The sequence below is a fragment of the Ruegeria arenilitoris genome (assembly GCF_013030985.1).
Taxonomy (GTDB): domain Bacteria; phylum Pseudomonadota; class Alphaproteobacteria; order Rhodobacterales; family Rhodobacteraceae; genus Ruegeria; species Ruegeria arenilitoris_B.
Genome location: NZ_WPYP01000002.1, coordinates 385,780 through 400,789, shown reverse-complemented (window position 1 = coordinate 400,789; position 15,010 = coordinate 385,780). Strand labels below are relative to the sequence as shown.

Genomic DNA, 15,010 nt, shown 5'->3' with positions numbered 1-15,010 from the left:
TCGACAGGTACTTGACGCCGCGGCCAACACCCGACACAGCCGAGATGATCGACAGACCCATGATAACAACCAGACCTGCGATCAGACCGACTTTGCTGGGGGTCGGAACCTCACCGCCCAGATCCATGATCCATTCCATGCCGGTGATGGCATAAAGACCGTCGATGAACTGGCTGACACCAAAACCGATGGTGACGGACACACCCAGGATCGTTGCAACGACGCCCAGGACGTCAACCACATGGCCAAGGAACCCGTTCATCAGGCGACCGAACAACGGCGTCAGAGCCGCGCGAATGGTCAGAGGCATGTTGCGGGTATAGGCGTAGTAGGCCAGCGACAGGCCCGTAACCACGTAAATCGCCCACGCATGGAAGCCGTAGTGCAGGAAGGTATAGCGGTACGCAGACTGAATGGACTCAGGATCGTTGCCCGCAACCGCGCCTGCCACAACCTCGGGATTCGAGCCCCACAGGCCCAGTGGCTCGGCAGTGGCGAATACCATCAGGCCCACACCCAACCCCGCACCAAACATCATCGAGAACCAGGAGAAGTTCGAAAACTCGGGCTTTTCGCCTGCTGTTCCCATAACTCGCTTCCCGGTCGACGGGAGGATAGCAACAATTACAAGGAAGACGACAAACAGTCCGACAATGACCACGTAGAAGCTGTTGAAGACTTCCAAAAGCCGGCCGTTCCAGCTACCCAAAGTGCTGTTTGCATTGGCCGGGAAGACAAGCGCCCACAGCACAAGGGCAACCATGATGCCCTTGCTGATCAGCGCGATTGGAACGCTGTAATTCTCATAGAAACCGGCATCTGCCGTTTCTATCTCCAGATCCGTAAAGGGTTCAGGTACTGACATAAGGTTCCTCCCTGTTGTCACTCTTTCAATGCGATGCCACGCAAGTGAGCTGGCTTTGTCACAATGCGTCCGACGCGTCTCTGGTTCGGACCCGCGTACCGAACTTCTCAAGCAGCTTTGCGGTTAAGGCTACGCTTGCGGTAGCGGCGTACTCGGGGATTCCCCGGCGGTTGTTTTTCCTGCAATCGCATGATCTGTGCAGGATGGGTTCTTTTACCAGCATCAGTCAAATTCAAATTAATTAAGTATATTTCAGAAATTTTGAAATGAGGTGGCTAGGTTCAGGACCCACTGATTTCCGGCAGGCCTGGTGATTCACGGTTCGAAAGCCGATCGGTGAGCATGTCTGGTCTTTTCTGGCTGACGGATGCGCTGATGCTGCGTCTTGCGCCCGTCTTTCCTGAATCCCACGGTAAACCCCGCGCCGATGATCGGCGGGTCTTGAATGGCATTATCTTCAACCATCGCAATGGTTTGCGGTGGCGGGATGCGCCTAAGGGAAACGGGCCGCACAAGACACTCTGCAATCGTTGGAAGCGCTGGAGCGATAAGGGCATCTTTGCCAAGATGATCGGCCGGTCTTGCCGCCGAATATGACGAGCAGAAGACGGTCATGATCCCCTTTCGGGACATTGCCAGGCGATGCCCTGCCGGGCAGTGGACGCGACCGACCTGAAAGCGCATCGCACAGCGTCCAGCTTGGGCGTCAAAAAAGGGGGCGAACTAAGGGCGGCATGAACACCAAACTGCCTGCCGCCCTCCGGACCCTTTCGTGACCGCCGGGCAGGTCAGCGACCACATCGGTGCAAGGGCGCTGCTGAACAGCATTCCAGATGTGGATTGGCTGCTCGGGGATCGCGGCTATGACGGGCACTGGTTCAGAGAAGCATTACAAGACAAAGGGATACGCGCCTGTATTCCAGGGCGGAAACAACGCAAAAAACCGATCGGGTACGACAAGCGTTACAAACGCCGCAACCGTATCGAGATTATGTTCGGCAGATTGAAGGATTGGCGACATGTGGCAACGCGCTACGACCGCTGCCCAAAAGTCTTTCTGTCGGCCATCGCCCTCGCAGCGCTCGTCATTTACTGGCTATGAGGCCGGAGCCTAGCGGGCTTGGCACCTGAATTCTCACGAGAATGTGTTGTATTATCGCATGAAGGTGCCCAATCTGCGGATAGGGCACATTCCAATTTTGGTTACCTCAAGTCTTCATGGAGCCGGTGCGCGCATGGGCTTGCACTATGATATTCCCGCTACTTTATTAGGGATTTTGTGGCGAAGAAACAAAATGTTAATTCTGTTCTGTCGCGAACTGCCATGAGGTTTTTCTGTTGTGGCCGCGTTCTGCAAACCGGTACGGTCAAACCGGTTTCGCTGAGGTCCTCGCCTTGGCCAGAGGCCGATTCGCCGTAGTAAAAATTTCGTTAATGTTGCGTTAACGTCTCTTTTCCGCCTCATTTTACGTTGATAAGAGGTGCCAGTCAGTAGTGAAATGTTGAAGGTGCAGGCGGGTACAATGAGAGCCGGAAAAAACGGTCGAACGGCAGTATTTTGGAGTCAGACAGAAATCGATGGACTTGAGGCGGCGCCTTTGTCCTTTCTGTCTATCGGAGCAGCTTGGTCATGGCGCGGACAGGCGCGATACCTGGTTGAGACCTCCGCCCACGCGGTAGAGTGGACCGGACATGCCTGGGGTAACGCGGCTGCAACTCTTGATCATTGCGCTCAAGTCAAGGATTTGTCCGAAGAAGCAAGCGGATTGCTTGTTTTGACCAACGGTGCGCAAACCTTCACAGCAACCTTGTTCTCCGTGGACGGAGAGTCCGTTCCGATGCTGGTCTTTGAAGGCGACTGCCCCGAGCGGGATCAGGAATTCTGGATCAGCGAGATCACAGAAGGCGGGCTCCAAAGCCGCACGTCTGGGATGGCAAGCACGGTTGTCGCGTTCCCGGTTCGACCAAAGCAGGATATGAGCGGGTCGGACCTCCGGGTTGCAGCTACTGCCGGGCGCAGGGCCGAGTAGTTCTCAGTTTTTTGGCAGAAAACCTGTTTCCGCGTGGTGGGGCATGTTGACTCTGCCCGTTTCGCGGATATAAGCGCGGCTTCATTGGTGTTGGTGGCCCCCGCAAGGGGATGCCTGTCATGGGGGAAACCTCAAGAGGACAACGCCCTTCATAGTGGCCCGCAGGGCCTCGACCTAAACGAAGGAGATCAGCCGTGACCAAACGCACGTCTGCCAAGTACAAAATCGACCGCCGGATGGGCGAAAACATCTGGGGTCGTCCGAAATCCCCGATCAACCGTCGTGAATATGGCCCCGGCCAGCACGGTCAGCGCCGCAAGGGCAAGCTGTCTGACTTCGGTCTGCAGCTGCGCGCCAAGCAGAAGCTGAAAGGCTACTATGGCGACCTGACCGAGAAGCAGTTCCGCCGCATCTACGCCGAAGCCGAGCGTGTCAAGGGCGACACCGGTGAAAACCTGATCGGTCTGCTGGAGCGCCGCCTGGACGCCGTTGTTTACCGCGCCAAGTTCGTGCCGACCGTGTTTGCTGCACGTCAGTTCGTGAACCACGGCCACGTCAAAGTGAACGGCAAGCGGGTCAACATCCCGTCTTACCGTGTCAAAGAAGGCGACGTGATCGAAGTACGTGACAAGTCCAAGCAGATGGCTGTTGTTCTGGAAGCTGTTGCGCTGGCCGAGCGTGATGTTCCTGACTACATCGACGCCGACCATTCGAAAATGACCGCGACCTTCGTGCGCGCACCGGGCCTGAGCGATGTGCCTTACCCGGTCATGATGGAACCGAACCTGGTCGTCGAATTCTACGCGAAGAACTAATCTTCGCCGACACACAATCTTTCAAGGCCGCGCATTCTGCGCGGCCTTTTTTTGTTCAGGCCGCGCTTTGCGTTCCGATGTCCCGCCGCGGAGAAACGCCGAATTTGCGCGAATACTCCCGGCTGAACTGGGTCGGACTTTCATATCCCACGTCAAAGGCTGCCTGCGACACGCTGAGCGTGCCGTGGGACAAAAGCCGGCGCGCTTCGAGCAATCTGAGGTCTTTCTGGTATTGCAGCGGCGATTTGGCGGTCACCGCTTTGAAATGTGCGTGAAAGGCTGAAACGCTCATGCCGGCGGTCTGCGCAAGATCGGATACGGGCAGGGGGGTTCGGAAATCAGCCCGGATGACGTCAATCACCCGCGCGATCCGGCTGGCCGTGCTGTCGCGCCATAACATCTGGCGCAGCATTCCACCGTGATCGGCCTGCAACAGCCGGTAATGGACCTCGCGGCTGATCATCGGTGCCAGAACCTGCGCATCTGTCGGGTTCTGGCTGGCCCGAAACAGACGCGTCATGGCATCAACCAGATCGGATGAGGCTTTGGACGCCGCCAGGCTATGGACCGTCTCCATGTTTGGTGTGGCAGATCCTACCTCGTCATAAAGGCCCCTCAGGATGGACAAATCGAGCGAGAAGACGAGGCCGACATAAGGCCTCTGGCGGCTCGCTTCGGTGACTGCGGCCAGCACCGGTATCGAATGGCTGACGATCAAACAGTCGCCTGCTCCGAAGTGAACCAGCCGGTCGCCGATACGCGTTTCTTTCTTTCCTTGTAGAACTAGGCAGGCAATGGGTTCATAGACCTGCGCCTCGATGGATTTGGTTTTAACGTCGTGCAGCAGGCCGAAGCCCTCTAGCGCAGTAGGGTAGAACGCTGCATCTTCTGGATCCTCGCGCACGGTTTTACAAATTTCGGCAATCAGGTCGAAGTGTGTCATATCGGGCCTCACGGTCCTGCCCAGCGTATTTGGCGGAGCGCACCCGCACCAGTGAAAATCCCAAGGTTCAGAGAATCAGGCAGAACTTGCGGAGAATCCGGCAGGCAAGTTGCAACGCATGGGGCTATCTGACTGTCAGGCTTTTCATGGCGGAGAAAGACTATGGCACAGACAATCCTCATCACTGGCGCGTCGTCGGGCATCGGCAAAGTCACGGCGGAGCTGTTTCAGAAGCAAGGCTGGAACGTCATCGCCACTATGCGCAGTCCTGAAAAGGAAACCGAACTGACGCAGATGGATAACGTCTTGGTGACGCGGTTGGATGTCACTGATGAGGGCTCGATCACGGCGGCCGTGGCCGAGGGGATCGCGCGGTTCGGGCAGATTAACGTTCTGCTGAACAACGCAGGTTACGGCGCTTATGGTCCGCTGGAGGCATTCCCGATGGACCGTATCCGGCGGCAATTCGATACCAACGTGATCGGTCTGCTGGCCGTGACCAAAGCCGTTCTGCCGCATATGCGTGCCAATGGTTCGGGTTGCATCGTGAATATCTCGTCCATCGGCGGGCAGATCACCTTCCCGCTCGGGGCACTGTATCACGGTACGAAATTCGCAGTCGAAGGGATATCGGAGTCGCTGCATTACGAACTCGCCGCGGCTGGTATCAAGGTCAAGATTGTCGAACCCGGGTTGATTGCTACCGATTTCGGCGGCCGGTCCTTTGATTTCGTCAACGATGAAAGCATGACCGAATACCAGCCCGTGGTGCAGGCCCTGTTTGGCGCTTGGGGGTCCGAGGAAATGGCCGAACGCACCTCGCCGCCCAGCGTTGTGGCCGAAGTCATTCTGAACGCGGTGACGGACGGGACGGATACGCTGCGTTATCGGGCCGGGGCCGATGCGGTTGAGTTGCTGGACAACCGCAAGGCTCTGGATGACGCTACCTTCATCGGTGGTATGAAAACGATGCTTGGGCTGGCCTGACACTCAGATCGGTAGCGGTCGCCCCTCGGCGATCGCTTCCATCGCGAAATACGAGGTCACGCTGTCCAGCTCGACCTTCTCGATCAGGCGCTGATAGACCTTGTCATACGAGGCCATATCTTCGGTCACGACTTTCAACTGATAGTCATAGTCGCCGCCGATGCGGTGGAAATCGACCACCTCGGGGATCGTCAGGACGTGGCTGCGAAAGGCCTGCAGCCATTCGGACGAATGGTGCCGTGTGCGCAGCATGACGAAGACCACAAGGCTCAGCCCCAGTTTCTCGCGCGCGATCCGGGCGGTCGAGCCGGTGATTACGCCTTCCTCGTTTAGTGCCTTCAGACGCCGCCAACAGGCGTTCTGTGACAACCCGACCCGATCCGCCAATTCGCGTTGGGACAGTGTGGCGTTGGTTTGCAATTCACGTAGGATGCGTTTGTCGATTTGATCTATTTTTTCCGCCATATCTGATCATATGACACAAAGAATGACAAATCTATCAAAAGAAAGGTGAAGTTTTCTCAGAAGGGATCAATCATATTGGAAAGGCAATACGGAGCCTTTGCCATGACCCTGTCCAAATTTCGCTCAGAAATCCAAACCGCCACTCACGATTCCTCTCTGCGCGACGGACTGATCGGAGAGAACGTTCTGATCCCGGGTCTGCATGGGGACGTACCGCTGGTTTATGCGGATTACGTCGCCTCGGGCCGTGCGCTGCGGCAGGTTGAGGATTTTGTCGCCCATGAGGTGCTGCCCTTCTATGCCAACAGCCATACTGAGGCCTCCTATTGCGGGTCTCATATGACCCGTCTGCGTCGTGAGGCACGCGCAGAGATTGCCCGCATCGTTGGTGCGAGGGGAGAGGACGCGGTGATCTTCACCGGGTCCGGCGCCACTGCGGGTCTCAACCGGTTGGTCAGTTTGTTGGGTGTGGATGCGGCTGACCGGCCGGTTGTTTTGATCGGGCCGTATGAACACCACTCGAACATCCTGCCCTGGCGGGAAAGCAAAGCGCGGGTGATTGAAATCCCCGAAGCCGCCGAGGGGGGCGTTGACCTGGCTGCGTTGGAACAGGCCCTGGTCGACAATGCCTGTTCCGATCTGATCATCGGGTCCTTTTCGGCCGCATCGAACGTCACCGGCATCATCACTGACCCGGACCCGATCACCCGGGTGCTCAAGGCGCACGGGGCCGTGTCGGTTTGGGATTACGCAGGCGGCGGACCTTACCTGCCGATGGATATGGGCCCTGAGGACGCGCGTAAAGATGCCATCGTCGTTTCACCGCACAAGTTCCCGGGCGGGCCGGGCGCCTCGGGCGTGCTGATCCTCAACCAGAACGCTGTGAAACGCACATGTCCCAGTTGGCCCGGTGGCGGCACGGTCAGTTTCGTCTCACCGTGGCGGCATGATTACAGCGAGGATCTGGCCACCCGCGAAGAGGCCGGAACACCCAACGTGATAGGTGACATCCGCGCGGCGCTGGCCTTCATGGTCAAAGACGTGGTTGGCACCGATGAGATTGCCCGCCGTGAGGCAAAGTACAATCGCATGGCGCTGGAAGGCTGGGGCGACAACCCGAACCTGACCCTGCTGGGCACGGAAAACCCGCATCGCCTGCCGATCTATTCATTCCTGGTGCGTGACAACGCTGGGCACCCTGTTCATCAGCAACTGTTCACCCGGATGCTCAGCGATATCTACGGCATTCAGGCCCGTGGCGGCTGTGCCTGTGCCGGGCCTTATGCGCACCGCCTGTTGGGGATCGACCGTGAGACGTCGGAAGAACTGCACGCGGCATTGTCTGCCGGGGAAGAGATGAAAAAACCCGGTTGGGTGCGCCTGAACTTCTCGTATCTGATGAGCGAAGAGACGGTTCAGTTCATCATCGACAGCGTCAACGACCTGTCCCACCGGACCGAAGAATTCGCGCCCTATTACAGTGCCGACCCGGCAACGGCCCGCTTCAAAGCGGCGTGACGGAATTGCCGCTTTTCTCAACGCGTTGAGACAGGTATGAGAGGCTCCAATAAACGGAGCCTCTTATGAACAAGATCACCCCTCAACCCGGCATTATGGACATCGCGCTCTATCAGGGCGGCCAGTCGCATGTGGCCGGGGTCGAGCATGTGATCAAGCTGAGTTCAAACGAAAACCCGTTTGGCCCCAGCCCCAAGGCGATTGAGGCGGTGCGCGACAGTGCCGCAACCCTGCATCGCTATCCCAGCACTGACCACGCCAGCCTGCGCGCGGCGATTGGTGCGCGGCACGGCTTGGACCCGGCGCGGATCATCTGCGGTGTGGGCAGTGACGAGGTGTTGCAATTCATCGCTCAGGCCTATGCGGGGCCGGGGGATGAAGTCATCTATACCGAGCACGGGTTTTCCATGTACCCGATCATCGCCCGCATGGCTGGTGCGACGCCGGTGATGGTGTCCGAGCGGGACCGCCATGTGGATGTGGACAACATCCTTGCCGCTGTCACCGAACAGACACGGATCGTGTTCGTGACCAATCCGGGCAACCCGACCTCGACCATGATCCCCGAGGCGGAGCTGGTGCGGCTGGCAGAGGCGCTGCCGCAGACCTGTCTCATGGTAATCGACGGGGCCTATGCCGAGTTCGTTGACGGTTTTGACGGTGGTGCATCGCTGGTGGATCGGTTCGAGAACGTGATCATGACCCGGACCTTCTCGAAGGTTTTTGGTCTGGGTGGCATGCGGGTCGGCTGGGGTTATGCCGCGCAGTCGATCATCGATGTGCTGAACCGGGTGCGCCAGCCGTTCAACCTGTCCTTGACGGCCTTGGCGGCGGCTGAGGCTGCGGTTAAGGATGTGGAGTTCCTGTCGTTCTGTCAGGCCGAAAATGCCCGTCTGCGGGTGTGGCTGTCGGCGGAGTTGGACAAGATCGGCGTGCCGTCGGACGCGTCCTGCACCAACTTCATCCTCGCCCGGTTTGCGGATCAGGCCGAGGCTGAGGCGTGCGACGATTACTTCAAGACCCAAGGCCTGATCGTGCGCCGCGTGGCGGGCTACAACCTGCCCAACGCCTTACGGATCACCGTAGGTGACGAAGACGCCTGCCGCCGCGTCGTTGCGGCCATCGCCGCGTTCAAAGGGGGTGCCGCATGAGCCAGGTTTACGACCGTATTGCGCTGATCGGGCTGGGTCTGATTGCATCGTCCATGTTCTGGGCCATCAAACGTTCAGGCCTTGCGGGTGAAGTCACCGGCTATGCCAGGTCCGAGGCAACCCGTGATACGGCACGCCGGATCGGTCTGTGTGACCGTGTGTGCGATACAGCGCGCGAAGCGGTTGAGGGCGCGGACCTCGTGGTTCTGTGCGTCCCCGTCGGCGCGATGGAGGCTGTGGCCGCAGATATCGCCCCGGTTCTGAAACCGGGTGCGACGGTGACGGATGTGGGCTCGGTCAAACGGCACGTGATTCAGGCCGTGTCTCCACATATCCCTGAAGGTGTTCATTTCGTCCCTGCGCACCCGCTTGCCGGGACCGAACATTCCGGCCCCGAGGCTGGTTTTGCCGAGCTTTATGACAATCGCTGGTGCCTGCTGGTGCCGGTCGAAGGCTCGGACCCGGACGCCATCGCCCGTCTGCGGGCACTGTGGGAAGGCATGGGCGCGAATGTCGATGAGATGGATGCAGACCACCACGATCTGGTTCTGGCGGTCACGTCTCATGCGCCACACCTGATTGCCTATACGATGGTGGGTGTCGCCGATGACCTGCGTCGGGTGACCGATAGCGAAGTTATCAAATACTCCGCCGCCGGTTTCCGGGACTTCACGCGGATCGCTGCCTCGGACCCGACAATGTGGCGCGATGTGTTCCTGACCAACAAGGACGCAACGCTGGAAATCCTCGGGCGCTTTACCGAGGAGCTTTTCGCCCTGCAACGCGCCATCCGCACCGGCGATGGGGAGCACCTGTTTGACTATTTCACCCGCACGCGCGCGATCCGGCGCGGGATCATCGACGCCGGGCAGGATACGGACGCGCCGGACTTTGGACGAGGCAAAGCAAGCTCATGAGACGCAGCTGGAGGTTTCTGATGATTGGATGCGTGGCGGTCAGCGCCACATGGTCCAACGCGGCGCCTCTGGAACAGTCACTGGTTCCTGTCACGCGCCCTTCTGAGGCATCGGTACTGGCCTTCGCCGACCCTGTCCCTGCTGAAATTCGCCCCAAATTGCGGCCCGAGACGCAAGTCATCCTGGCCGCCGCCACCGCCCCGACGGATGTGTCGGTGTTGGAGCAAAACGCGCCGATCCGACCGCTTTTGCGCCCGAAAGCACTGGAGCTGGAAGTGCTGTTCAAGAAACGCAAGCTGCGCAAAACCTCGGTATGCGGGGACATAGATATTCAAGGCAAACCAGTCGGCAGCGTGCCGGGCAAAATCAAGGCGTGCGGCATCAAGGACGCCGTTCAGGTCACTTCGGTCTCGGGCGTGGCACTTAGCCGTCCGTCCACCATGGATTGTGGCACGGCCATTGCGCTGAACAAATGGGTCGACAAGACGGTCAAGCCGACCTTCAAGCGGCGCGGGCCGGTGGTCGAGATTCAGGTCGCCGCGCATTATGCCTGCCGGACCCGTAACAATCGAAAAGGTGCGAAGATCTCCGAGCACGGCAAGGGCAGGGCTATCGATATCTCGGGTTTCAAGATGGCCGATGGCGAAGTGGTCACGGTCCTGAACGGCTGGCGCAAGAACCCGTCAAAGCGGCAGCTGACCAAAGTCTGGCGGGGGGCGTGTGGGCCGTTTGGCACCGTGTTGGGGCCAAACGCGGATCGCTATCATAAGGACCATTTCCATCTGGACACAGCGCGCTACCGCCGGGGGCCGTACTGCCGTTAACGCAGGATCAGTCGTGGGGCCGGTCCAAGAGGCAGGGGACCCAGTGCCACAAAACCATCGCGGAAATTCAGCTGCAAATCCAGCGCGTTGGGATTGCCGCCCAGCCCGGCCATGAAGTTCAGCGCGCGGGTCACCGGGTCAACCGCCTGATCGGGCAGGGCACCTGCCGCATTGGCCATGGCTATCATGTCGCGCCAGTTCTCGGCCTTTACGGCAATCTCGCCAATCGGAATGCCTTGTTGATCAACATCCAGCTCTCCGGTGGCGAACAGACGTAGCGCGCCCCACTTCATCTCTGCCAGACGCAGATCAATCTTCACCGGCTGCGGCCTGCTTTCTTCCAACGCCGAACGATCCCAGGCCTTGTCGAAGGTGGCGGTCAAATCCAGCTCCAGCGTCTCGAACGCCTGGGGCAGGGTTGTGGCCGAGCGCATCAACTCGCGCAGGTCGTCACCGGGGGTGAAGCCGTCAATCCGGGCTCCAATCACATAGGCCTCGGGGGTCGGCGTCTGCTCCATCACAAGCGCAAGTGTGTCGCCGCCGGCCAGCGTCCCGGTTTCGTCAGTAATCGACCAAGGCCCGGCGGTCAGTGCCATCTTTTCCAGCACAAGCGCGACACCGGGTTGCAATTGCAGTTCAGCCTGCAAATCATCGGCTTCAATGGTGGCTGTCTGGTCGTAGTAGGACAGCCGTTGCGGCGTGTCGGCAAACCGCAGAACCTGTCGGCCAGGCCAGATCGCGGGGCTTTGGAACTCGATCCAGTCGGCGCTCCAAGCGGTGCCATTGACCGGATCGGCCAGCGCGGGGCTGTTCAGACGGGTCATGTGGTGGAAGGGGTATCCGGCGGTCTCAACCTCTGCAAACTCGGCCTGCCAGCCCCGTTCCTGCTGTTTGTCGAACCAAGTGGTGAGTGCATTGCGCAGCCCGAAACCGGCGATGAACCAGTAGGCGCTCCACGCGACAAAGATGAAAATGATAAACCGCACCAGACCGCGCATGACAGATGGCCCTTTTTCCCGCCTCGGAATTGATGTTTATAGGCGCAAACGGGCAAGGACCAGTGCTATGACGATGTGGGTTTTCGGATATGGATCGCTGCTGTGGAACCCGGGCTTTCCGGTGGCCCGCAGCGAACGCGCAACGCTGCACGGCTATGCCCGGTCCTTCTGCATGAGCTCGATCCACCACCGCGGAACCGAGGATCACCCCGGCCTTGTTCTGGCACTGGACGAGCAGGACGATGCCCATTGCAAGGGGTTGGCCCTGGCGGTCGAGGCCGGTCACGAAGACCGAACGCTGCACGAATTGCGCGAACGCGAGCTGATCTCGTCGGCCTATGTCGAGAAAATGCTGGATGTGCATCTGGACAGTAGCGAGGTGGTGACTGCGGTGACCTACGTGATCGACGCTGACCATGTGCAGTATTGCGGGGGAATGCCGCTGGAAGAACAGGCGCAGATCATCGCCCATGCCGTGGGCGGGCGCGGGCCAAACACCGAATATCTGTACAACACCGCCGAACATCTGGCCGAGATCGACCTGCGCGATCCCGATCTTGAGTGGTTGGCGCAACGGGTGCGGACCATCACCGCATAAACCCTTGGCGTCACCGGTGTATTTTCGCTAGATTCAGCGTAGAGCAGGCAAAATACCGGGAACCACGCGCATGGCGCAGGCACATCAGGGCGCGAGACCGCATTTCTCGCAACCCATTCGTCAGATCGTTACGATGCTGGTCGCGATCGCCTTGGCGGGGCTAGGGGTCTTCATGGCGTTGCCCTACGTGCTGCCGGTCTTTTACGCCAACCCCTACCTGAACGGTTTCATCATACTGGTGTTCGTCATCGGTGTGTTTGCCTGTTTCTATCAGGTGACACAGCTGATCGGGTCGGTCCGCTGGATCGAGGCGTTTGTCGGCGGGGTCGTTCGCGAAGACGCGCGCACGCCGCAATTGCTGGCACCGCTGGCGTCCCTTCTGCGCGAACGGGGCGCGCGGTCACAGATCAGTTCGACCTCAACCCGGTCCATTCTGGATTCGGTGGCCGAGCGGATCGAGGAAGAGCGTGAGATTACCCGATATATCACCAACGTCCTGATTTATCTTGGCCTTTTGGGTACGTTTTTCGGGCTGGCCACAACAGTTCCGGCCATCGTCGACACCATCCGCAGCCTCAACCCCCAACAGGGCGAAGAGGGTCTGGCCGTGTTCAACCGCCTGATGGTGGGACTGGAATCGCAGTTGCAGGGCATGGGCGTGGCCTTTGGGTCCTCGCTACTGGGTCTGGCCGGATCGCTGATCGTTGGCCTCTTGGAACTGTTTGCGGGCCACGGGCAAAACCGGTTCTACCGCGAGCTTGAGGAATGGTTGTCCTCGATCACCCGTGTCGGGTTTGCCGCCGGGGATGAGGGCAACGCCGAACTGGCCGTGCTGACCCCTGTGCTTGACGCCATGTCCGAACAGATGAACGCGCTGCAGGATCTGTTTTCCGCGCAAGGGGCGGATAGCGCGGCGGTGTCGACCAAGTTGGGCCAGTTGGCGGACTCGATCGGCGAAATGAACGCACGGCAGTCTAATAACGATAACGTGACGGCGGCGCTGGAGCGGGTGGCCCTTGGGCAGGACGCGCTTCTGGACCATATGCGCGAACAGGGTGCCGGCGATGGGATCGATGCTGAAAGCCGTATGCGTCTGCGCTCGATGGATGTACAGTTGCTGCGTATTCTTGAAGAGATTTCGGCCGGGCGGCAGGAAAGCATGAGCGAGCTGCGCAAGGATATCGAACTGCTTGTCAAAGCCCTGACATTGCCCCGAGGCGCCGTGCGCACCGCTCCGGAAAGCGAGTAAACCATGGCACTGTCCCGCCGCACAGGTCAGCGTTTCCAGGGCTCAGTCTGGCCCGGATTCGTGGATGCGATTACCGGGCTTTTGATGGTGCTGACCTTTGTGCTGACCATCTTCATGGTGGTGCAATACGTGCTGCGCGAAACCATTTCCGGACAAGAGGATGAATTGACGGCCCTGTCGGACGAAGTTGCGGCTCTGGCTGGGGCGCTAGGTCTGGAAGAGCGGGAGAACAGCCGGTTGCAGGCGCGGTTGGGGGTATTGAGCTCGACTCTGACGCAGGTCGAGACCGAGCTGGTGCAGGCCCAGATCCAACTGACCGACTTTGAAGCTCAGGTTGCGGCTCTGTTGTTGGATCAGGCCCGGTCGCAGGATGAAATCGCCGAATTGCAGAGCGAGCAGGAGGCTTTGAACCTGGCTTTGGCGCAAAGTCGGGCCGAGATCGACGAACAGACCGAGGCCGCGCGCTTGGCCGCTGCCCAACGCGAGGCACTTGAGGCGCTGGTGGCTGATCTTGAGCAAAGCGACGCGGCGCAGGGCGCCCGGATTTCTGAGCTTGAGGAACAACTGACTGCAGAAGAGGCCGCCAGACTGGCCGAGGCCGCTGCTGCCGAAAATCTGCGGACCCGTCTGCAGAATGCGGATGCTGAATTGACGGCCATGACCCTTGCGCTGGAGGCGCAGCGCAAGGAAGCCGAGGAAACACTGACTCTGTTGGCCGCAGCGCAGGCTGCAAAGGCAGAATTGGAACGACAGTTTGGGGACCTGAACACCGAAGAGTTGCGGGCACGGCTTGACGCCGCCCTTGCCGCGCAGAGCGAAGCCCAGGCCGAGGCGCAGGAGCAACGGACCTTGGCCGAAGAACGCGCGGCCCTGCTCTCGGTGGCGCGTGACACGCTGTCGGCCGAGCAGGCGATTTCGGAAAAGGCGCAACGTGAAACCGCACTACTGAACCAGCAGTTGGCCGCGCTGCGCGAACAGTTGGGTGGGTTGCAGGCTTTGCTGGACGATTACCGGGAACGCAACGCCGCTGCTGATATCCGTATCCAGACACTGGGGCAGGACCTGAACGCGGCGTTGGCGCGCGCGGCCTCGGAAGAGCGTCGCCGCCGCCTGCTGGAAGAGGCCGAACGTAAGCGTCTTGAAATCGAGGCGCAGGACCTTGCCGCGCAGGCCGAGGACCTGCAGCGCTATCGATCGGAATTCTTCGGCCGGCTGCGTGATGTGCTGGGCGATGAAGAAGGTGTTCGGATCGAAGGGGACCGTTTCGTGTTCTCGTCCGAAGTTCTGTTCGATACGGGATCGGCTGTCCTGTCCCAGGTCGGTCAGCAAGAGGTCGCCAAGGTGGCTGCCATCCTGCGCAGCGTGGCTGCGGAAATTCCTGAGGGTCTGAACTGGGTGATCCGGGTAGATGGCCACACGGACAACGTGCCGCTGGCGGGGTCCGGACGATATCGCGACAACTGGGAACTGAGTCAGGGTAGGGCTCTGTCAGTGGTGCGCTATATGGTCGACGCACTAGGCATCCCGCCGAACCGGTTGGCGGCCAACGGCTTTGGCGAATTCCAGCCCGTCAATCCCGCCGATACCCCCGAAGCGCGGGCACAGAACCGTCGGATCGAACTGAAGCTGACCGAGCGGTAGCCGCTCAAC

Annotated in this window: 14 protein-coding genes and 1 pseudogene; 11 read left to right on the top strand and 4 right to left on the bottom strand. The window is 59.6% G+C overall.

Going from position 1 to position 15,010, the window contains the following annotated elements; translation table 11 throughout:
* The coding region (locus GOX88_RS07850) for a BCCT family transporter (RefSeq protein WP_170400615.1) at positions 1-865 on the bottom strand (865 nt) is incomplete at its 3' end.
* A 342-nt stretch (positions 866-1,207) separates the two neighbouring features.
* Between GOX88_RS07850 and GOX88_RS07845 the strand changes: the two are divergent.
* The 3 genes and pseudogenes from GOX88_RS07845 (at position 1,208) to rpsD (ending at position 3,710) form a co-directional block, all read left to right on the top strand.
* Positions 1,208-1,967 (top strand): annotated as a pseudogene (locus tag GOX88_RS07845) (IS5 family transposase).
* Between the two features lie 496 nt (positions 1,968-2,463).
* Positions 2,464-2,895 (top strand): hypothetical protein, encoded by a 432-nt coding sequence (locus tag GOX88_RS07840; RefSeq protein ID WP_170400614.1) that lies wholly within the window; start codon positions 2,464-2,466, stop codon positions 2,893-2,895.
* Between the two features lie 194 nt (positions 2,896-3,089).
* A complete protein-coding gene (gene rpsD / locus GOX88_RS07835; RefSeq protein ID WP_170400613.1) occupies positions 3,090-3,710 on the top strand; it encodes a 30S ribosomal protein S4 in 621 nt (206 codons plus the stop codon).
* A gap of 55 nt (positions 3,711-3,765) precedes the next feature.
* Here the strand turns inward: rpsD and GOX88_RS07830 are convergent, their stop codons facing one another.
* On the bottom strand, positions 3,766-4,653 hold the full coding sequence (locus GOX88_RS07830) for an AraC family transcriptional regulator (protein WP_170400612.1): 888 nt from the start codon (positions 4,651-4,653) through the stop codon (positions 3,766-3,768).
* Positions 4,654-4,815: 162 nt separating this feature from the next.
* Between GOX88_RS07830 and GOX88_RS07825 the strand changes: the two genes are divergently transcribed.
* Entirely contained in the window at positions 4,816-5,640 is an 825-nt protein-coding gene (locus GOX88_RS07825; RefSeq protein ID WP_170400611.1) for an SDR family oxidoreductase, read from the top strand.
* 3 nt (positions 5,641-5,643) lie between these two features.
* Here the strand turns inward: GOX88_RS07825 and GOX88_RS07820 are convergent, their stop codons facing one another.
* A complete protein-coding gene (locus GOX88_RS07820; RefSeq protein ID WP_170400610.1) occupies positions 5,644-6,105 on the bottom strand; it encodes an Lrp/AsnC family transcriptional regulator in 462 nt (153 codons plus the stop codon).
* Between the two features lie 102 nt (positions 6,106-6,207).
* On the opposite strand from GOX88_RS07820, the gene GOX88_RS07815 reads away from it, so the two are divergent.
* From GOX88_RS07815 to GOX88_RS07800, 4 genes are all read left to right on the top strand, one after another.
* Positions 6,208-7,623, top strand: coding sequence for an aminotransferase class V-fold PLP-dependent enzyme (locus GOX88_RS07815; protein ID WP_170400609.1), 1,416 nt, complete (start codon positions 6,208-6,210; stop codon positions 7,621-7,623).
* 65 nt (positions 7,624-7,688) lie between these two features.
* The gene (gene hisC, locus GOX88_RS07810) at positions 7,689-8,774 is read left to right on the top strand and encodes a histidinol-phosphate transaminase (RefSeq protein ID WP_170400608.1); all 1,086 of its coding nucleotides are present in this window, start codon (positions 7,689-7,691) and stop codon (positions 8,772-8,774) included.
* Positions 8,771-9,691, top strand: a complete 921-nt coding sequence (locus GOX88_RS07805) for a prephenate/arogenate dehydrogenase family protein (protein ID WP_170400607.1) — start codon at positions 8,771-8,773, stop codon at positions 9,689-9,691. The genes hisC and GOX88_RS07805 overlap by 4 nt, the downstream gene beginning before the upstream one ends.
* Before the next feature lie 20 nt (positions 9,692-9,711).
* Positions 9,712-10,515, top strand: coding sequence for an extensin-like domain-containing protein (locus GOX88_RS07800; protein WP_254436170.1), 804 nt, complete (start codon positions 9,712-9,714; stop codon positions 10,513-10,515).
* On the opposite strand, the gene GOX88_RS07795 is transcribed toward GOX88_RS07800, so the two are convergent.
* Positions 10,512-11,513, bottom strand: coding sequence for a DUF2125 domain-containing protein (locus GOX88_RS07795; RefSeq protein ID WP_170400605.1), 1,002 nt, complete (start codon positions 11,511-11,513; stop codon positions 10,512-10,514). The two genes, GOX88_RS07800 and GOX88_RS07795, sit on opposite strands and share 4 nt — an antisense overlap.
* A 67-nt stretch (positions 11,514-11,580) precedes the next feature.
* On the opposite strand from GOX88_RS07795, the gene GOX88_RS07790 reads away from it, so the two are divergent.
* From GOX88_RS07790 to GOX88_RS07780, 3 genes are all read left to right on the top strand, one after another.
* Positions 11,581-12,111: a gamma-glutamylcyclotransferase gene (locus GOX88_RS07790; protein ID WP_170400604.1), complete on the top strand. Its 531-nt coding sequence runs from the start codon at positions 11,581-11,583 to the stop codon at positions 12,109-12,111.
* Positions 12,112-12,181: 70 nt separating this feature from the next.
* Positions 12,182-13,360, top strand: coding sequence for a biopolymer transporter ExbB (locus GOX88_RS07785; RefSeq protein ID WP_170400603.1), 1,179 nt, complete (start codon positions 12,182-12,184; stop codon positions 13,358-13,360).
* Positions 13,361-13,363: 3 nt separating this feature from the next.
* The gene (locus tag GOX88_RS07780; RefSeq protein WP_170400602.1) at positions 13,364-15,001 is read left to right on the top strand and encodes a peptidoglycan -binding protein; all 1,638 of its coding nucleotides are present in this window, start codon (positions 13,364-13,366) and stop codon (positions 14,999-15,001) included.
* The last annotated feature ends 9 nt before the right edge of the window (positions 15,002-15,010 follow it).